Below are 20,025 nucleotides of genomic sequence, written 5' to 3' on the forward strand. Positions count from 1 at the left end.
ATTTCTATAATAGATAATTTTTTAAAAAAACAGAATTATCTTGACAGTTATTGAATGGATTGATAAGGTTATAAAAAAATATTTCTTATCCAGAGAGGTGGAGGGACTGGCCTTATGAAACCTCAGCAACAGGTCTGCTTAAATAGACACTGTGCTAATTCCAGCGGGTGATAATCCTGATAGATGAGAGCTTCCGTTTTTATTTGTCAGTAGCGCCCTCTTTTTTAGAGTGCGTTTTTGTTTTTTCTGGATAGTAACTAAAGGAGAGTAGAAATGGAGAACAAAAATGGGCAAGAATTTCAAAGGAAAATGCAAGCACGTCATTTAGTCATGCTATCACTTGGTGGGGTGATTGGAACGGGCTTATTCTTAAGTTCGGGTTACACTATTCAACAAGCTGGCCCATTTGGAACAATTCTATCCTATTTGGTTGGTGCGCTAGTGGTTTATCTAGTTATGCTATGTTTAGGAGAACTTTCCGTACATATGCCTGAAACGGGCGCATTTCATAGTTATGCAGTTAAATACATTGGACCGGGTACAGGGTATACAGTAGCCTGGTTGTATTGGTTAACTTGGACTGTTGCTTTAGGTTCTGAATTTACAGCCGCAGGGTTACTTATGAAGCGATGGTTTCCATCGATTAATGTTTGGGTATGGAGTGCTCTTTTTGCCATTTTGATCTTTGTATTAAATGTCCTGACTGTTAAATTTTTTGCCGAATCCGAATTTTGGTTTTCAACGATAAAGGTTATAGCTATTGTGATTTTTATTGTTTTAGGAGTAGCGGCAATGCTAGGGTTTCTTCCGATGACTCATTCAAAAGCAGCACCATTATTTTCTAATTTTACAAGTGGAGGTTTATTTCCTCATGGTGCTACGGCCATTATGATGACCATGCTTGCGGTTAATTTTGCTTTTTCGGGAACAGAATTAATAGGTATTGCAGCTGGAGAAACAGCGAACCCGGAAAAAATGATACCGAAGGCCATTCGAACTACTCTGTGGAGATTAATCATCTTTTTTGTAGGAACGATTGTTGTTTTATCTGCGTTATTGCCTATTTCCGATGCGGGGGTATTAGAGAGCCCTTTTGTTGCAGTTCTAGAACGAATTGGGGTGCCATATTCAGCTGACATAATGAATTTCGTTATCTTAACAGCCATTTTATCTGCGGCAAACTCAGGCCTTTATGCCTCTTCTAGAATGCTTTGGTCGCTTGCTAATAAGAATATGATATCCCCGATTTTTGGAAAAATGACGAAGCAAGGTGTTCCAATCAACGCCGTCATTTTCAGCATGGTGGGTGGAGCTTTGGCTTTGCTCTCGAGTATTGTGGCACCAGATACTGTCTATATCGTACTTGTTTCCATTTCCGGTCTAGCAGTAGTTGTAGTTTGGATGAGTATTAGTGCTTCGCAGTTCCTATTTCGCAGACAATTTTTGAAAGAAGGAAATTCTGAGAAGGACTTGATTTATCGCACACCACTATATCCATTCGTACCAATTGCTTCTTTTATCCTTTGTCTGGCATCGTGTATTGGAATTGCATTTGATCCAACACAGAGAATTGCCTTATATTGCGGCATACCGTTTATTTTGTTTTGCTATGGAAGTTATTATCTAACAAAAAATCTAAAAAAGAGGAGCGTAGATTATGTCGAACAAAATCAACCCAATTGATGCTATTTTATCCCAACATTCCATTATGCTTCTTGACGGAGCATTAGCTACAGAATTGGAGGCGCATGGATGTAATTTGGACGACCCCCTTTGGTCGGCACGTGTGTTACTAGAAAATCCGGAACTAATTTATCAGGTTCATTCGGACTATTTTCGTGCTGGAGCGGACTGTGCCATAACAGCAAGCTATCAAGCTACTATTAGTGGTTTTTCAGCGCGTGGAATACAAGAACAGGAATCTTTGGAATTAATTAAGAAAACGGTGTTACTTGCAAGAAGAGCAAGAGATGATTTTTGGAAGGAAAATACGCAAACGAATAGGCCTAAACCATTGGTTGTTGCATCAGTTGGGCCGTACGGGGCTTACCTTGCAGATGGTTCAGAGTATGTAGGCAACTATGGTGTGACAGATAAAACATTAGCAGACTTTCACCGTTCGAGAATGTCTGCGTTAATCGAAGCAGGTGCAGATCTATTGGCATTTGAAACGATTCCTTCCCTGCAAGAAGCAAGAGTATTAGATACATTATTGCGTGAGTTTCCAGAAACATATGCTTGGCTTTCCTTTTCGCTAAAAAATGAGAAAGAGATTAGTGAAGGTATGAAACTCGTGGAGTGTGCACGAGCTTTTGAGAAAAGTGAACAAATTGTAGCGATAGGCATGAATTGTGCGCCAGTAACCGTTGTGACTGGTGCAATCCAAGAGTTGAGGGCAAACACCAAAAAACCGATTATTGTTTATCCAAACTCTGGTGAAACTTATAATCCAGAAACAAAAATATGGCACGGTCATGAACAATGTAACGCGTTGGATATTCAATCTGAAGAATGGTACCAAGCAGGTGCACGTTTAATAGGTGGATGCTGCAGAACGACACCTTATCACATTGAGGAGATATCGAACAAGTGGCGTTCTTCCGAGTTCTTCTATTCGAACGAAGCAAAACAGTAATGTAATGGATGATAATCTATCTTTTTGTGTATTTTCATAATTTTGCTTGTTCAGGAATCTACAGTTACGTCTAGTGGCACAAAATGTCTTTTCAGAGACACAAATGTGGATGGTATCCTCGGGAATCCAGTGGATTTTTGGGTACCTTAGGTATGGAAAGGAATCAGAGAAAATAAAAACCGCTAGTTTAATAGATATGGTAGACAACATGCTGAATCTTTTAATGAAGATGTAGTTGATCCAATTGAAGGTGAAGGGGACCAATTATTCGTAATTAAAGTTAACGAAGAGGTTAATTTAGTTATTTAAAAAATAGTTCAATAACTATATGAAAATTTGTTGTGGTAAAAATCCTTGTTGTAGTAGTTAATATGGTCATATTTTTTGTAAAAAGGATAGATGTAAACAGGTATACTCTCTTGTTCATCTATCCTTTTCTTTTTACCTTATGGCGTCCCACCCACATTTTAACGAAAATATACGCTAAGCAAATTCCGACAAAAAATGAGCCGGATTTTCTACTTTAAGAAAAATCCGGCTCTTATTTTTAGACTTGTTGTAAAGGACGAAGAGATTCTAATGTTGTAGTATCTTTCATATTAAATCGATACTCTCCTAAAAAGTTGATATGTTCCCATCCTAGTGGTGAGATATGTTTTAATAGTTCTTCGTTAAAACCATGCGTACTTCTTAACATTTCTACAGCTTTGCTTAAATATACGGTATTCCATATAATGATGGCATTAATGAGAATACTTAATACACTTGCTCGTTGCAACTGATCTTGGAGAGCACGTTCACGGAATTCACCGTGTTTCCCAAAAAAGATTGCTCTTGCTAGTGAATTCATTGCTTCCCCTGTGTTTAATCCTCGTTGAACTTTTCTACGTAACGTTTTATCTGAAAGATAATCTAAAATAAAGATAGTCTTTTCAATTCTACCCATTTCTCTTAATGCCTTTGCTACTTTATTCTGGCGAGTATAAGAACCTAACTTTCCCATAATTAGTGCACCGGACACTTTTCCTTCTCGAATTGAATGGGCTATACGTAAAACATCATCATAATTTTCATAGATCAATTTCATATTCACTTGTCCCCGTATAAGACCTTCTATATTTGAAAAATCTTCAGGTGAACCAATTGTATACAATTTAGAACTCGATAAGTCCCTTAATCGGGGTGCAAAACGGAATCCTAACAGATGAGTTAAGCCAAATACTTGGTCAGTATAGCCGGCTGTATCTGTATAATGCTCTTCAATTATTAAATCAGATTCATGATGAAGTAACCCATCAATCACATGTATAGCATCTCTTGCATTCGTGTTAATAACTTTTGTGTAAAAGGAAGAAAATTGATCACTTACGAATCTATATATAGTCGCTCCTTTACCAGATCCATAGTGTGGATTCGAGCTAGCACTCAAAGAGGATACCCCAATTTGAACCCGCATTCCGTCCGATGATGAAGTAGTACCGTCACCCCAGTAAGAAGCCAAGGGTAGCCGATGTTGAAAATTAACCAATATTGCTTGTGCGCGATTTAATGCATCATCGTACATACGCCACTGACTTGCATTAGCTAACTGATGATAAGAGATATTTGGTGTAGCATCTGCCATTTTCGTAAGTCCAATATTTGTTCCCATAGCCATAAGTGAAGCAAGAGAAATAATGATTTCTTCCCCTTTAGGTGGTTTGTTTGTGGATGCATGAATAAACTGTTGCTCGAAGCCTGTCCAGTTCGCTACTTCTAGAAGTAGGTCTGTAAGCTTAACCCGAGGTAACATGTGATAGAGTTTGGCACTTAGTTGTTTGGCTTCCTCTGGAGTATCCTTTTCCAAACGATGGAGATGTAGGTCTCCCTTGTCAATATCAACTCCATCTAATGAATGAGCATTGTTAGAGAATGTTTCAATTCGCTTTAATAGAGTTTGTGTTCGTTCCGCTATATACTCATCGGCATATGTAGCAACTGCTAAGCGTGTCCCTATTTCTTTACTATCAATCCAATCTTGAGATGGTACTAAGTATTCATCAAAATCTTTATGCTGCCGGCTTCCCACAATAGAAATATCTCCAGAACGTACATAATTCCGTAGTTCGGTAAATGCAGCTAATTCATAGAAATGTCGATTAATGTTTCCATCTTCGTCGTATATATGTTTTTGCCATCTGTTTGAAACAAAAGCTAATGGGGCTCCTTGTGATACTTTACGTTTTCCTGAGTCATTTAGTTCACGGATGACGTCTAAAGCGTTTAATACAGATTTAGCATAATTTGTAGATTGAAATTCCAGGGCTCTAAGTAATGTAGGAGTATATTTTCGTAGGTAATTGTATCGGCTTTCTAATAAATCAAGATAATCATAATTTATAGGTCGAGACAGTTGTTTAGCTTCTTCTACAGAAGCTACAAATTTATCCCAGGGCATGACTGTTTCTAATACCACAAAAGGATTCACATTTTCTTCTTTAGCTTTAATTAATGCAGTTCCTAGGTCTGCATAATGAAGAATTTTTTCATTTAGCGCTTTTCCGTTTTTTTTATGGATCTCCTCTTGCTGTTTTCTTCCCTTTAATTGAAGATTCATCATTTGTTTATCATGAATCTCAAAAGCTTGATCAATCAAATCCTGAGTTAAATCGAATAGATAAGCCACCAAAATGGCATACTTTTTTATCTCTTTAAACCTTCGAAATGAGAAAGCTTCATAGCGTGCTCCCATTCGTGATAGTTGTCGTAGTCGATTAGGATGTATCCCTTTTGTATTAATGTTTAACTGTAGTCCTTTTATGTATTCTAAGCGCTTAATAACCTTTAAAAAAGATTCTGGTGAAAATTGACCAGGTACTTCTTTTAACCAAGCTAAATAAGTTTTTGGAGAGTTAGGCATGAAATGGAGCAACCCACTTAGTTTTTCCTTTTGTGAAGAGGTTAAAGATGATGTTAGCATCTTAAATATGCTTTTCTCTGCTCGTTTACGTGTTTCCCATATTGCTCGTTCTATAATTGCCATCGAAGGAAGTATAATCTTCCAAGTACGGAGTTCTTGCAATGCTGTTTCAATGAGATATGTTGTATTTCCATTATTTAATGCATGTTGTTGAAGAAATTTAGATAACTTTCGATAGTCAGTAATTGTAAAGTTACGAAACCTGTATTCTTTTCGGATCTCTTCTATATGTTCATATCGTGTAGCGTCTCGTTGAGCATAGAGTCCCCAATCTTCTGTATTTACACCAATTTGTGTAGCTACAAATTCTAAAACGACATTCGGAATATCTCCTACATCAGATAAGGGCCATCCTGAATATCGTAAAACACTTAATTGAATAGCAAAACCTAGACGATTATAGTCCCTCCGATGGCGATTAATGATTTTGATATCATGCTGACTGAAAGAAAAGTATGTACTTAATATCCATTCGCTTATATCAGAGGGGATTTGCATATATTGCTTTCGTTCTTCTGCTGTAAGAAGTTCTCTTACTCTCACATACATTAGAAGTCATCCCCTTTATATTTGTTATTTCGCTTTCTGCAGATATCGATACAATGTAGCTCTTGAAACACCTAAGGTGTTACATATATCTTCAGTAGAATAATTTGGATCCTTCATTAAAGATTTAGCCATAGAAACCTGGGTTGTATCCATTACTTTAGGTCTCCCACCCAGACGACCACGTGCACGAGCGGCTGACAATCCAGCTTGTGTACGTTCTTGAATCATTTCTCGTTCAAATTCAGCTAGTGCTCCGAATACGTGGGAAATGAGTTTCCCTCCACTTGTAGAAGTATCCATGCTTTCTTGAAGACTTCGAAAGGCAATTCCTTCTTCATTTAATATATTGATGGTTTCAATAAGGTGCTTGAGGGAACGACCTAAACGATCTAATTTCCAAACTACTAATGTATCGCCCTCACGTACGTAATCAAGAGCTTCATCTAATCCAGAGCGAGATGAGGTAGATCCACTTACTACATCAGTAAAAATCCGTTTGCACCCAGCTTGTATAAGAGCATCTTTCTGTAAGTCCAAATTTTGATCATGTGTGGATACACGAGCGTAGCCAATTAACAAATTATCACCCCCATATTCTTTTGTATTGTCTCATAACTCATAAGATAAAGGAATAATGAGAATTTGATTTTAAGACAAGTTTTGAGACTGGAAATATAGCATTCTTTTAACATCGAATAGAAAATATAAAAAAGTCTCAAAAACGGAGGTTTTTGAGATGAATCATTATCAATGAAAGATTAAATTGTCTAAAAATGACATTGTCAAAGTAACTTAAATTGGTTATCATAAAAACGAATAAAACAGGAGATGAGCAGATGAATACAAACTCAAAAAAGTCTTTTTCGAAAGTTTCTCATAGGAAGTTAGTAGATGAGGTCTTAGAACGTCTACAAGAAAAAATTTTTTCTGGTGAGTACGCAGTAGGCGATCGACTTCCTACAGAGCCACAATTAATGGAAGAGCTAGGCGTAGGACGTTCGACGCTACGAGAGAGTATAAAAATCTTAGTACATGCCGGAATACTAGAGGTTCGGCAAGGACACGGTACTCGTATTGTATCACTAAGTATGGTACAAGATTCATTTGAAAAACGGCTACAAAATGCCAATATAGACCATGTATATGAAGCAAGAAATATGTTAGATAAAGAAGTAGCTATGCTGGCTGCAAAACGCCGCGATGAGGAAGACCTTTTACTCCTAAAAGGATATTTAAATAAGAGGAAGAACGCTCTTCACGAGGGAAATTATTTAGAATATATAGATGCAGATATTCAATTTCATCTATCTATTGCAAAAGCAAGTAAGAACCAGGTTATGTTGGATTTGTATCAATCATTTGTACCCGTTCTTCGTCATATCCTAACCCAATTGATATTAAATACAAATGACTATCAAGACAACTCTGTTATTCATGAAAAATTGTTCCAGGCTATTTCAAATCAAAATGCAGAAAAAGCACAAACATACGCTATTCAAAATTTGGAGCTGAAATAAGCTCCTTAAATAACAACTAAAAACATCAGATGATATTATGAATTTTGAAGGGAGATAGATAATGTCAGAAACTATTTTTCAAGTAAAGTCCATCAATATTGGCAAAGTTGAAAACCTAAGCTATGGAAAAACTGTTATTTCAACAGCGATAAGAAAGCGTTCTGTCCAGGGAAGGATTTTTTTAACGAAAATAGGTTTAATTGGAGATGAACAAGCCTATAAAGATCATGGCGGAAAAGATAAAGCTTTGTGTGTGTATTCTTATAATCGTTACGCCTATTGGAACAATATAATCCATAACATGATAGATGATTCACTCTTTGGAGAAAATATCACGGTATACGGTTTGACTGAAGAAAAGGTTCATATTGGGGATATCCTCGCCTTCGGAGAAGCAGTCATACAGGTTTCCGAGCCAAGGAATCCATGTTATAAGCTTGCTAAAAAATATAACGTTCCTAATCTAGCGTTTGAAATGCAACAAACAGGATATACCGGTTTCCTATGTCGAGTGCTACAAGAAGGTAATGTGTCGGCAAGTGATTGTTTACAACTTGTTGCATCGCATCCTAAAAGGGTATCGATTTCACAAGTCAATCATGTTAAATTCCACAATAAATACAATAAAGAAGCACTAGAAAGAATTATTGAGGTGGATGCACTATCGGACAGTTTAAGAGAGTTACTATTGAAACGATTGAATAAATAATTACACCGTAAAACATCAGATGATATACTCAATGTTGATGTTTTGAGAGAGGAGATATATAATTTGAAAAATAGAAAACGAACCTATATCTATATAGTGGCATTATTTTTTGCTTCTATTAATTTACGTATAGGAATCACATCAATCTCACCTTTATTAGAGACAATTCGTCAGGACTTAAACATGAGCAACTTTTCCGTTAGTTTTCTGACATCTATTCCCGTATTATGTATGGGTGTGTTTGCATTACTTACAGGTAAGGTGAACAAGAAGTATGGAGCAGAAAAGGCAATTTTAGCTTGTCTTATTTTAATTGGAGTTGCAACATGTATGAGAGCTTTTACTTATTCAGTTCTCACATTGCTTATTAGCTCTCTATTTATTGGTATCGGTATTGCGGTTGCTGGTCCATTGCTATCTGGATTTATTAAGGAGAAGTTTCCTACTAAGATTGGTTTAATGATAGGAGTATATTCAGTTGGAATGGGAACAGGTGCTTCCATAAGCGCAGGGATGACTATCCCTTTACAACATGTATTGAAAGACTCTTGGAATATGGCACTTGCATTTTGGAGTGTGTTTACCATTGTAGCTCTTCTCTTCTGGTATCCCGTTATGAGACTAGAAAAAACTACTAAAACACATAATAAACAAAACAATATATTACCATTAAAAAATAAGAAGGTATGGTTGTTTACAGTCTTTTTTGGACTGCAATCAGGTATTTTTTATTGTATTACCACTTGGCTTGCTCCAGCAACTCAAAGTGTAGGGTTAAATAGTCAGCAAGCTGGAACTCTGGTTACCGTCTTTACATTTGTTCAAATGGTTTGTAGCTTTGTCATTCCAACTTTAGCGGATTTTTATAAAAATCGAACATTTTGGTTATTAGGTAGTGTGTGTTTTGTGGTAATAGGTTTGTCACTCATGATATATCCATTGACTACAGCATGGATCCCTTCTATTTTACTTGGAATTGGGCTTGGCGGGTTATTTCCGTTGGCTCTTATGTTACCGTTGGATGAAACCAATACACCGGAAGATGCAAGTGCATGGACTGCCATGATGCAGTCAGGAGGATATATGATTGGTGGACTTATTCCTGTTTTAGCAGGTATTATACGTGACTTTTCTCAAGGTTATCAACAGGTGTTTCTCATGATATTATTTTTAAGCGTGATTTTGTTCATTTTAACTTTAGTTATGAATCAGAGAAAAGTAGAAACTAAGGTCTTACAGTGATATCCAGTTGCTATAATAAAAACTTAGAGTGGGCTTTTCCTTAGAGTAGAAAGCCCATATTCTTTTTTATCGAATTTGCTTAGCGTATATTTTCGTTAAAATGTGGGTGGTACCCCCTTATAAAATGAGTGACATTATATTCAATCGTATAAATATAGGATTTCATTACTATTTCCTTGACTTTTAATAAAATGATAAGATTTATTTGGTATGCGTATAATTAAGAGTATTCTTCTATTTTAGGAATGCTTTACCCCGCAAAATGAAAGTACACTTTGTTTCCATTCTTAAGTTGATAGATGTGTGGTGCCCCCTATAAAAGCGTAATTGTATTGTAGAAAAATAAAATAGAAGGATTACTTACCTTTAGTAAATATGAGAACTTTATATTTTTATTATTTCCGATTATGCAATATCAGACCTCAGATATACATTCGTTAAGTTGTACATTAGGATATATAAAAATCACGTAAACTCCAGATGAACTTCACACTCGAATAGAAAATCCGTTATATAATAACTATAGAATTTATTAATGTTACATTAATTTTTATCTATTGGGATATACAAAATATAAAATTTTGATACGGAATACTAAGGTAAATAACTTCTTATAAGAAAGTAATAAAGGAGAATAGCTATGACAAGCACAGTACTGGAATCAAAAAAAACTAATATTACTGAAGAAGATGTTGAAATTTTAAAAATAATGGCGCATCCAATTCGTTTACGTATTGTAAACGAGCTAAGCAAACATAATACTTTTAATGTTTCGCAGCTAACAAAAATTTTAGAGATACCCCAATCATCTGTTTCACAACATTTATCGAAAATGAAGGGTAAAGTACTAAAAGCTGAACGTAAAGGCTTAGAAATTTATTATTCAATTCGTAATAACAAAGCCACTCAAATTGTCGGCATACTTGGATATTAAGCCATATATACAATTGCGTAAAGATAGAGTAGTACCTGAAAAGGGTGCTACTCTTTTTGGAGTCTATAAACACAACATGACAAATGTTACTTTTCCATAAAAGAACAAGAACAAACTAGGAATTATGTTTTCCTACATCGAATTTAAACGTACATGTCATTCAAAATAGATGTCAGACACCTGGATGTACATAGCTAAAAGCAACTCATCAAACGCTGGAGGGATACAATGTCTTATAAAACGATTCATACCGATTTTCGAAATGACTATACAAATGCTCGAGATGCCTTGTTAAATGAAGGGATCGTTGAAATTGGCCATGTCCAATACGAAAGTCAAAAAGGACTAATCATACGTCCTGCCTACGAAATAGAAGGAGAAATTTATTTTTTCTCGGGAATGAAAGCAGCGGGAGAAACGATATACAGTGTACAATTACGCCCTTTTAATGAGCTAAAAGGGGCGGATTACATTCCACTAGAAGAAAAATCTTGTATAACTGTGTAAATGAGAGAGGTATAGCTATCAGCTAGGAAGAGGAGGGAGAGATGGATCAAGATGAGCGGTATTATATTTTACAAGAACGTGTAAGTTTGCAAACATACTTAGACTCCTTAAACCCGAACGTTTCTGACAACTACAACAAAGAACGAAGTATGAACGAGCTGCAAAATCAAAGCCTCATTCGATAACATAAATCTAGTCTTGGTAAAATACTTCCTAATTAGTATTCAGAAGGGAAGTAGCATGTTTCTTGATGTACTGACCTTAGAAGAACATCGAACAGTATTAAATACGAAGATTAAAACTTAGGTGACGATACTTAAACTACACGGTATATCAATTTAATTTGACATACATAAGAAATACAATGTGAAATACTTGTACCAAAAAATAAAGAAAAGTTTAACAATATCCTTTTCAGTGGATTCTTAACACGATTAATTGATTAAACTGCGTTTTTTTCTGAAGCAGCCACTTTGCTACGTTATTAGGGCTTATAGGCTTTTTAGAGCAACTGGGAGCTGAGCATAAAAAGGAAATGAAAAAAATAATTAATAGTAAAGCTTGAGGAACGTTTTTGCAACTGTATTATATATAAAGAAGGCGATGTCATCGAAATCGCTAAAAAGACAAAAAGAACTTGTAGGTATTACTACAAGTTCTTTTTGTCTTTTTAGCAAATCAAAACTACAGGAGATACCGCAAAGTGTATCCTCCCAAAGAGGAAGAAATATAGTTATTTTATATTTTAAAAGAAAAAGAATCAAACGGTTCATAAATAATATGTATTTATAATGAGTAACACCAACAAATTAAAATTTATTTATGAGCTTCTAATTTATATAGACCTTAAACATGGATTAATGGTTTTATTCTAAATGCAATTCTTAATTGTAAAGTTTCGTTTGGATCTTTTATGTTTCGTCCAAGTATTTCTTCACATTTCTCTAAACGATAAATAACGGTATTACGGTGTAAAAATAAACGTTTAGCAGTTTCGGATATTGCACAATGAGTTTCTAAATAAACAGATAATGTGTGCAATAGTACAGCATGATCTTTCTCATTTTCATTTGCAAGTGACTGTAGTGTACTCTCATAGAACTTTTTTAATTGTTCTTGTGGAATCATACGTAAAATTGCTGATATTTCTTTTGCTTGATAGATTTCAATAAATTCTTTACTCCCTGACATTTCACCATAGTAAAATGCGTCTGTGGCTTCTTTAAATGAATGAGATATATGTAACAATTGTTCACTAGAATTGGCAATTCCAAAAGATATGCTTTTTTGAAAATATGAATAGATTTTCACCTGTATGTTTTTTAATAAAGAAATCATTTGTTCTTTTTCAGTCTCTCTCCAAATGACATCGCAGTTCACTAACAAAACATACATATCATCTTTTATAAATAAATGAACATTTGCAGTATAAGAATTTAGTTCTTCCTCTATCAAGTCATATATAAGATCCTTTTCTTCCTGGTATTCCATAAATGACATAGTGAATTCTTTTATATCTATTTTTCCTATAATACAAATATATTTTTGATCAAATGATAAATTAAATTCTTTTCCTAGATTAATAATTTCATCTTGAGTAGAGAAAACACTATTAATAACATTCGTAAAAAATTCATCCTGAATGCGTCTTGAGTATTGTCTTAAAGAATGTTCTTTTATTAATTCAAAAGCAAGGACGTTTGCAGCTTGTTCAACAGCCAATACCATTGAACGATTTAAAGGTGAAATAAAGCCGTCTATAACTAAATAGCTGTATTGATTATTCTGTGTATAAATGGGAAAAATTGAAACTGTATCACGAGTTTTAGTAAGAAGAGAAAAAGTAACAATTTCTATTGTTGATAACGGTAGTTTACGCCCGTTTATAAAAAACTTCTTTAAATTTTGAATAGATGCTTTAGTGTTATTGTGTTCGGAAATAGGGCGTAAGTGATAGTCAAGTAGTACTACTGGTAACTGAATTAGTGATGATAAATTTTCCAAAATCATATTTATGCCTTTTCCACTTATAATATGATTTGAAAATTGTTGATGTATTTGCATTGCTTGATGTAATTCATTAGTTCGCATATCCAGAATATAACTTAAGGTTTGATTTACAAGATCTCCTAGTCCTATGTCAAATGGGAGCTCAATAATTGGAAAGTAAATTTCATCTGCTAATAAAATAATTTCTTCGGGTATTTCTTGTAAAAACCGTTTAGTTTTTATACCTAATGCTGTACAACCTTGTTTCTTCATTTGTATGATAAGTTCTCGTAATGCATACATATCGTCTTTAAAATGATATGCACTTGTAACTAGCAATTCGTTTCTCTTTAAGAAATGAATAATATCAGGTGCATCCATCATATTAACGGTATAAACTTCTTGTTCTACACCCTTATGACCAGCGATAAGCTTAGCTTGATCGAAGATAGGGATTTTCATAATATCATATAGTTTCATTCGATTTCCTCCAAGGGTGACTTATGTAGGATATTAAGAGCCAAATTACTAAATAAGTAGATTATACTAACTCTTAGAATGTATTACAAAGTTTAAATGTAAATACTACGTTATGGAAAATAATAACTGGATAAATTCATTAATAATATTTTTCTAAATAACTGCCATTATAAAACAGGAAACCTGAAAGTAAACGGTGTTATCCCTAAGTATGGTTATAATAACTAAAAAAACAGTATATATTTGGATGATTTGTCAATGTAGTTATTAGAATTAAATAATAATATATGAAATAGGCCTTATAAAAAATTCGAAAAGTTGTTGGATATCCAATTATTTCAGAGTTATGTTTGAAAGATTCTCCATAAATAGATAGGGAAATAAATAGATTTAAAATGAATTGTGAGAGAAAGTGTTAAAGTACTATGCTTATAAAAATATTAAATAAGGTGGATTTTCACTGAAAAATGTAAAGGGAGTATTGTTAATATGTCTGAATCTTTAACGAAAAAACAAGATAAATTTGGAGAATCCACTACTTTGATTCCTTACTGGTGGAAAGTTGTACTAGCATTTACTTTAGGAACAATATTTCTTAATGCGGATCGGTACATTTTAAACCCTATATTGGGAGAGATAGGGTTGGAGTATAACTTGAACAATACTCAACTGGGTTTAGTAAATAGTATTTTCTTTTTCACTTATACAATCGCACAAATTCCGGCCGGTACATTGAGCGATAAGTTTGGAAGGAAAATAATTTTGGTTCCGGGGTTTATTTTATTTGGAATTTTTACAGGAGTAAGTGGTATTATGGCTGGATTTACAGGATTCTTAGTGGCGCGTGCTTTAACAGGACTTACACAAGCTACTTATTATGGACCGCAGTTCGCACTTTCTTCTGAGGCAATACCAAATAAAAGAAGGAGTATCGGTTCTGCCATCATTAATAGTGGAGCTGCTTTAGGAATATCATTAGGCTTTATTTCTTCTAGTACCCTTGTGTTGGAATGGGGAATAAACTGGAGAATGATGTTTTACATATTTTCCGTTTTAACCATTTTATGCGGTTTGTTTATTGGTTTTGTTGTCAAAGAAGGAAAGAGACAAAAGAAAGATGTAAGTAATCCAGTCATAGATATAGAGAGTGATATAAGTATGCTTTCTTTATTAAAGAACCGTAATCTTTTAATTACATTCATTGTATTATTTTGCTCTATTTATGGATTTACAGTTATTATGACGTGGTTACCAAAGTATTTACAAGTGGAGCGGGGATTTCAGGGAAGTGAAATAGGTTTTATTTCATCATTAGTTCCATGGGCAGCAATACCTGGATCACTTTTTGTTGGTTATTTATCTGATAAATATGGAAAGAAAAAGATATTTGTATTTACATTGGTTCCAATCGCTGCAATTTCTTTATGGGCAACGGTGTATATTCAAAGTATTCCTTTAATGATTGGAGCTCTTATTATTTATGGTCTTTTTGGGAAAATAGCGCTAGATCCGGTGCTAATTGCAACTGTTTCAGAGAACGTAAATCCAGAATCATATGGCCGAGCGTTTAGTCTTTATAATTTTATAGGAATGTCATCCTCAATTGTGGCTCCATTTATCGCAGGTTATTTAGCCGATTTAACGGGCAGTATGGCTGCTGGGTTTTATTCAGCTGTTATCATTCTTGGAATAAGTTTAATTATCATGATGTTTTTTAAGGAGACTTCTCCGAATACACATTTTGAAGAAGGAAACCTTTAAGAGGATAAGAGTAAATTAATTGGAAGTTTACTGGAGGGAAATTAATGCATACACTGGATAAGTTGCAATTAGGAAAGGATACACTCGATTTACTTCATTGGTTAGGAGAATGTGGAAAAGATCCAGAAGGGGGCGTATCCAGGTTCTTATATAGTTCAGAGTGGCTAGAGGCTCAAGAGTCTCTAAAAACACTATTTATTAAAGAGGAATTATCTATCCATTATGATGAAATCGGAAATTTATTTGGAATGCTTGAAGGTAGTAAATATAAAGACGAAACAATATTAACTGGTTCTCATGTTGATACAGTAAAAAATGGAGGATTATTTGATGGACAGTATGGTATTATCGCTGGATTTTTAGCTATAAAATATTTAAAAGAAAAATATGGACAGCCTTTGCGGAATATTGAGGTTGTATCCATGGCGGAAGAAGAGGGAAGTCGATTTCCATATACATTTTGGGGATCTAAAAATATTGTTGGGATTGCTAAACAAGAAGATGTTCAGAATATCTCAGATTTTAATGGTCAAGCATTTGTAGAGGTGATGAGACAAACTGGTTTCACATTTAAAGCTAATCCTGAATATGCTCGTAAGGATATTAAAGCATTTGTTGAACTTCATGTAGAACAAGGAGAAGTACTAGAGAAAGAAGAGAGATCCATTGGTATTGTCCAAAACATTGTTGGTCAACGACGGTTTACAGTTGAAATAATTGGTGAATCCAATCATGCAGGCACAACACCAATGAAATATAGAAAAGATGCGATGAGTGCAGCTAGTTATATGATACATAGGATTCATACGATGACTTTAGAACATGGGGAGCCACTTGTTACAACTGTTGGGGAAATTAAAGTAGAACCCAATATCGTAAATGTAGTACCAGGTAAAGCTATATTTACCATAGACGTAAGGCATGTAGAAAAAGAAGAATTGCATCAATTTACTGATAAAATAGTACAGGAAATGAACAAAGTTGCAAATCAATTAGGAGTTCAAATAAAAATTAAAATGTGGATGGATGCTGCACCAGTACCAATGGATAGAGATATAACTGACATTATCGAAAAGCAATGTTTGCAAAATAATATTGTATATAAAATGATGCATAGTGGTGCAGGTCATGATGCTCAGATTATAGCACCATATATACCGACAGCCATGGTTTTTGTTCCAAGTCATAAAGGTATTAGTCATTCTCCTTTTGAGTATACGGATCCTAAAGATTTAGCTGAGGGAGTAAATGTGTTAATTCATACATTATATGAATTAGCATATTAACACGGTTTAAGTAAATTGATTATTGAAATTAACTATTTAATTATTTTATTCAATTCAGATCTACTACAAGCAAAGACCCTAATATTAAATTTCTAAAAGGGGGACATAATGGAACAAAAAGTATTAATAGAAAATAAAAAAAATAAAATGACTCCTTATTGGATAAGATTAGTTATTGTATTTTTTTTAGGCTGGATTTTTATATATGGAAATCGCGCTATTTTAACCCCAGTAATAGGGGAGATTAAAAGTGATTATTCATTAAACAATGCAGAAATAGGGCTTATGAATAGTTTGTTTTTCTTAGCTTATACAATTGTACAAATTCCATCGGGCTATTTAGGAGATATGTATTCAAAAAAATGGGTTCTCGTGCCTGGATTTCTGATTTCTGGAATATTTTTAGCTGTAACGGGGTTGTCAGAAGGGTATTTGTTACTTATATCTGCATGGATGATTGCCGGGATTGGACAAGGAACCTTTTATGGTCCACAATTTGCATTATCATCAGAATCTATTCCAAATAAATATCGAACAATTGGGAGTGCAATAATAAATAGTGGAGGAGCAATAGGGTTATCTTTAGGGTTTATATTTTCTAGTTACTTTACGCTATCTTTAGGGTTTAGCTGGAGAATTACTTTTTTTATTTTTGCTCTACTAACAATAATAGTGTCAATAATAATGTTATTTACTATTAAAAATGATAATAAAAATGAAAATTCAATAAAGAGGAAAATTGATATAGAAGAAAAAAAATTCTCAAGTTCAATTAAACTCTTATTAATGAACAGAAACTTAATAGTTAGTTATATTGTAGCTTTTTGTTCATTATATGGATTTTCAGTTATGGTAACCTGGCTTCCTTATTATCTTCAAACTGAACAAGGAATAGAAGGTAGTATAGCGGGGTATTTATCGTCAATAATTGCACTTTTAGCGCTTCCTGGAAGTATTTTATTTAGTTGGATAAACGACCGCTTTCAAAAACATGTCAAAATCATGAAATTTATGTTGATATTTTCTTCATTCTTCACTTTTTTAATTGGCTTTACTAATAGTACTGTTTGGATTATAGTGGGGCTAGTATTATATGGCTTTATGGGGAAAATTGCAATGGATCCTATAATTGTAGCTTTTGTAGCAAATAATGCTCCTCAAAATCTATATAGCACAACTTTTGGGCTATACAATTTTATAGGAATGTCTTCAAGTGTACTAGCTCCTTATATCACAGGTGTATTATCAATTTATACAGGAAGTATGAAAGCAGGATTTTATTTAGCTTCAGTCTTTTTACTCATCGGGTATTTCAGTTTAATTTTGATAAAAGAAAAAGATGCTAATATACAATAAAATTATTGAAGCAAGAGATGAATCTCTGACATAAAAACACGATGTCTTTTAAGACATCGTGTTTTTATGTCAGAAAGAATCGTTATACGCAGCTGTACAGAAATAAAGTTCTCTTTAAATTAATAGATTTGTGGTGCTACCCCATCGCTATCAAGCTAAGAAAATACAACTCTCCCAGAACGAGATTTTGTCCTAATTTGTAATAAAAAACTCGTTTTTCGTTTTGGGGTGGATTTGTTTTCTTAGGTTTATGGGCATGCGTCGTACCCCACAAAGGGAAAAAGAATTAATTTTCGAATATTTAACTATAATATACTAAATTTAGGAGGAGCCTATGAAAAGGATTTTATTGAAAAAAGCATTTTCCGCGTTATTATTGACTACAGTTTTAACATTCTCATTTTCTACTGCTACATTTGGAGAATCCGGAACTACCCAATCACTTAAAATGAACAATGTTCTTGAAAGGGTTGTGACGGTTGAAACAAAGGGTGAATTTGATCATGAAGAGACTCAAAATATGGTTGATCGTCTCTGGAGCATCCCAACTAATATATTGATCACCATGCATAAACAGGGAGTTCAGGTCAAACTGATTAATTTCCCTCTTACTGATTTGCCGGAGTATGAATATTTAAGGGGAACCGTTCCAAGGGGATGGGAACATACTCCATATACGTGGGATGATGTGCCGGGTGCAGGTGGGCAGACAGTTGTTGCTCGAATCGGTTACAGCTATAAAAAGATGCATAGTTCTGTAAGTCTTGAGCTGCATGAAACAGCCCATTCCATTGATTGTTATGTATTTGACAATGTTAGTTATTCGGATGAGTTTACTGAAATTCACGCTTTGGAGCATGATGATTTTAATGACAATCCATATTTCGATTACAAGGAAGAATATTTCGCCGAAGCCTTTGCCTATTTTTATGCTGGTCCAGACACGAAGGCTGAGTTAGAAGAAAAAGCCCCATTAACTTATAAATTTATTAATGAGTTGCAGCGGAATATGCCATCAGAAAAGCATTCAAATAAGTAGAATTATAGAATGTTTCCATAATCATGGGATTCCCAAGTTATAGAAACGGAATTCAAAAAGGGGTACGGCAAGAATTCCTTTTTTTTGAGTCATTTAAAGAAAAGTCTTTTTATCCATTTAACGCTTGCTAGGTGTCAATATTTGTACAAAAAAGCTAAAATAGTGATTTTTACTTGATACGGACGAAAATCTCATCGATATGAGAAAAAGACAGTCTTTGATATTTTGGGTGTTGTTTATGAGTATACCACTTCTAATCCTCAGGTAGCATAGTAAAAAATTGAAACCCGTCAGGGTTTATTTGATATGCCTAATTTTATAAAATCTATAAAAGATAATAAAAAATTATATAAAAAAACCACATTTTGTTTGAAAATATCCCTTAAGTTGATGGATGTGTGACGCTACCCTAATCTTTCGATTGAAGATAATACTCATTGATATCACCTCCTATGCTTAGGAGTATAGAAAATCAACTTTGATTTGAGGCATATGAAGGGCTTTGATAGCGTATATGTGAAGGATTCAAATAAAGCTGAAGGACTTAATTTGAAATTTAAAAAAGAATACGAGGGTCTAATTAACTAATCTTTGATTTTATTAATTTGGTAATTATTAGGAGAACTAAGTATCTAACTAAAAAATATGAATTTTTATCTAAATATTTGATTTATTATTACTGGAATTTTAAGGATAATATATTTGAACTAATATTTGTCTAATGTATTAGTAACTAAAAGTGAGGTGAAGTTAGTTGTTTAATAATTTGGGTATTTCTTTTTTATGGTTGTTACTTGCTTATGGTGTTGCAACATTAATAGTTTTTATACATATGCTAATCTCTAATAAATATTTTGGTGTGCAAAACGCGAAACAGGCAGGAACAACTTTTTTGAAATCACCAGTTTATGTTAAATCTAGACCCTATCAGGTTCTTTACAACGTTGCGATTTTTCCCGTTTTTCTATGGCTATATAGCAAAGGGATAGATACAGATAATGTAAAAGAATTTATGCTTAATACCGTTATTCAATGGACAGCATTGTCGATAATTATCGACTA

The 20,025-nt window shown here is 34.0% G+C and carries 16 protein-coding genes and 1 riboswitch; of the genes, 13 read left to right on the top strand and 3 right to left on the bottom strand.

Going from position 1 to position 20,025, the window contains the following annotated elements; all coding sequences use genetic code 11:
- The first annotated feature begins 82 nt into the window (after positions 1 to 82).
- A riboswitch (SAM riboswitch) is annotated at positions 83 to 190 on the top strand.
- Between the two features lie 83 nt (positions 191 to 273).
- Both mmuP and mmuM read left to right on the top strand, forming a co-directional pair.
- Positions 274 to 1,683 carry an S-methylmethionine permease gene (mmuP, locus tag ACTJJY_RS27295; RefSeq protein ID WP_440607054.1) on the top strand — a complete coding sequence of 470 codons (1,410 nt, stop codon included), beginning with the start codon at positions 274 to 276 and terminating at the stop codon, positions 1,681 to 1,683.
- Positions 1,658 to 2,635, top strand: a complete 978-nt coding sequence (gene mmuM / locus ACTJJY_RS27300) for a homocysteine S-methyltransferase (protein WP_440607055.1) — start codon at positions 1,658 to 1,660, stop codon at positions 2,633 to 2,635. The genes mmuP and mmuM overlap by 26 nt, the downstream gene beginning before the upstream one ends.
- Before the next feature lie 547 nt (positions 2,636 to 3,182).
- On the opposite strand, the gene ACTJJY_RS27305 is transcribed toward mmuM, so the two are convergent.
- On the bottom strand, positions 3,183 to 6,143 hold the full coding sequence (locus tag ACTJJY_RS27305) for a Tn3 family transposase (RefSeq protein ID WP_440607056.1): 2,961 nt from the start codon (positions 6,141 to 6,143) through the stop codon (positions 3,183 to 3,185).
- Between the two features lie 24 nt (positions 6,144 to 6,167).
- Positions 6,168 to 6,722, bottom strand: a complete 555-nt coding sequence (locus ACTJJY_RS27310) for a recombinase family protein (RefSeq protein WP_440607057.1) — start codon at positions 6,720 to 6,722, stop codon at positions 6,168 to 6,170.
- A gap of 257 nt (positions 6,723 to 6,979) precedes the next feature.
- Here ACTJJY_RS27310 and ACTJJY_RS27315 point away from each other — a divergent pair, with 257 nt between their 5' ends.
- The 6 genes from ACTJJY_RS27315 to ACTJJY_RS27340 all read left to right on the top strand — a co-directional run bounded on the left by ACTJJY_RS27315 (position 6,980) and on the right by ACTJJY_RS27340 (position 11,237).
- A complete protein-coding gene (locus tag ACTJJY_RS27315) occupies positions 6,980 to 7,660 on the top strand; it encodes a FadR/GntR family transcriptional regulator (protein ID WP_440607058.1) in 681 nt (226 codons plus the stop codon).
- A gap of 61 nt (positions 7,661 to 7,721) precedes the next feature.
- The gene (locus tag ACTJJY_RS27320; protein ID WP_440607059.1) at positions 7,722 to 8,369 is read left to right on the top strand and encodes an MOSC domain-containing protein; all 648 of its coding nucleotides are present in this window, start codon (positions 7,722 to 7,724) and stop codon (positions 8,367 to 8,369) included.
- Between the two features lie 63 nt (positions 8,370 to 8,432).
- Entirely contained in the window at positions 8,433 to 9,611 is a 1,179-nt protein-coding gene (locus ACTJJY_RS27325) for an MFS transporter (protein ID WP_440607060.1), read from the top strand.
- Positions 9,612 to 10,251: 640 nt separating this feature from the next.
- Positions 10,252 to 10,545 carry an ArsR/SmtB family transcription factor gene (locus ACTJJY_RS27330; protein ID WP_000204906.1) on the top strand — a complete coding sequence of 98 codons (294 nt, stop codon included), beginning with the start codon at positions 10,252 to 10,254 and terminating at the stop codon, positions 10,543 to 10,545.
- A gap of 228 nt (positions 10,546 to 10,773) precedes the next feature.
- Positions 10,774 to 11,052 carry a hypothetical protein gene (locus tag ACTJJY_RS27335; RefSeq protein WP_061660994.1) on the top strand — a complete coding sequence of 93 codons (279 nt, stop codon included), beginning with the start codon at positions 10,774 to 10,776 and terminating at the stop codon, positions 11,050 to 11,052.
- Positions 11,053 to 11,093: 41 nt separating this feature from the next.
- Positions 11,094 to 11,237: a hypothetical protein gene (locus ACTJJY_RS27340; RefSeq protein ID WP_167319462.1), complete on the top strand. Its 144-nt coding sequence runs from the start codon at positions 11,094 to 11,096 to the stop codon at positions 11,235 to 11,237.
- 661 nt (positions 11,238 to 11,898) lie between these two features.
- Here ACTJJY_RS27340 and ACTJJY_RS27345 read toward each other — a convergent pair.
- Positions 11,899 to 13,521: a PucR family transcriptional regulator gene (locus tag ACTJJY_RS27345; RefSeq protein ID WP_440607061.1), complete on the bottom strand. Its 1,623-nt coding sequence runs from the start codon at positions 13,519 to 13,521 to the stop codon at positions 11,899 to 11,901.
- Between the two features lie 489 nt (positions 13,522 to 14,010).
- Here ACTJJY_RS27345 and ACTJJY_RS27350 point away from each other — a divergent pair, with 489 nt between their 5' ends.
- From ACTJJY_RS27350 to ACTJJY_RS27370, 5 genes are all read left to right on the top strand, one after another.
- Positions 14,011 to 15,282: an MFS transporter gene (locus ACTJJY_RS27350; RefSeq protein WP_440607062.1), complete on the top strand. Its 1,272-nt coding sequence runs from the start codon at positions 14,011 to 14,013 to the stop codon at positions 15,280 to 15,282.
- A 44-nt stretch (positions 15,283 to 15,326) separates the two neighbouring features.
- Positions 15,327 to 16,568, top strand: a complete 1,242-nt coding sequence (gene allC, locus ACTJJY_RS27355; RefSeq protein ID WP_440607063.1) for an allantoate deiminase — start codon at positions 15,327 to 15,329, stop codon at positions 16,566 to 16,568.
- A gap of 108 nt (positions 16,569 to 16,676) precedes the next feature.
- Complete coding sequence (locus ACTJJY_RS27360) at positions 16,677 to 17,924, top strand: MFS transporter (RefSeq protein ID WP_098277524.1); 1,248 nt, start codon at positions 16,677 to 16,679, stop codon at positions 17,922 to 17,924.
- 334 nt (positions 17,925 to 18,258) lie between these two features.
- Positions 18,259 to 18,963 carry an anthrax toxin lethal factor-related metalloendopeptidase gene (locus ACTJJY_RS27365; protein WP_284489647.1) on the top strand — a complete coding sequence of 235 codons (705 nt, stop codon included), beginning with the start codon at positions 18,259 to 18,261 and terminating at the stop codon, positions 18,961 to 18,963.
- 754 nt (positions 18,964 to 19,717) lie between these two features.
- Positions 19,718 to 20,025: hypothetical protein (locus tag ACTJJY_RS27370; protein ID WP_440606203.1), on the top strand; the 308-nt coding region annotated here is incomplete at its 3' end.

It is taken from the genome of Bacillus sp. 22475 (assembly GCF_052044835.1).
Classification (GTDB): Bacteria; Bacillota; Bacilli; order Bacillales; family Bacillaceae_G; genus Bacillus_A; species Bacillus_A cereus.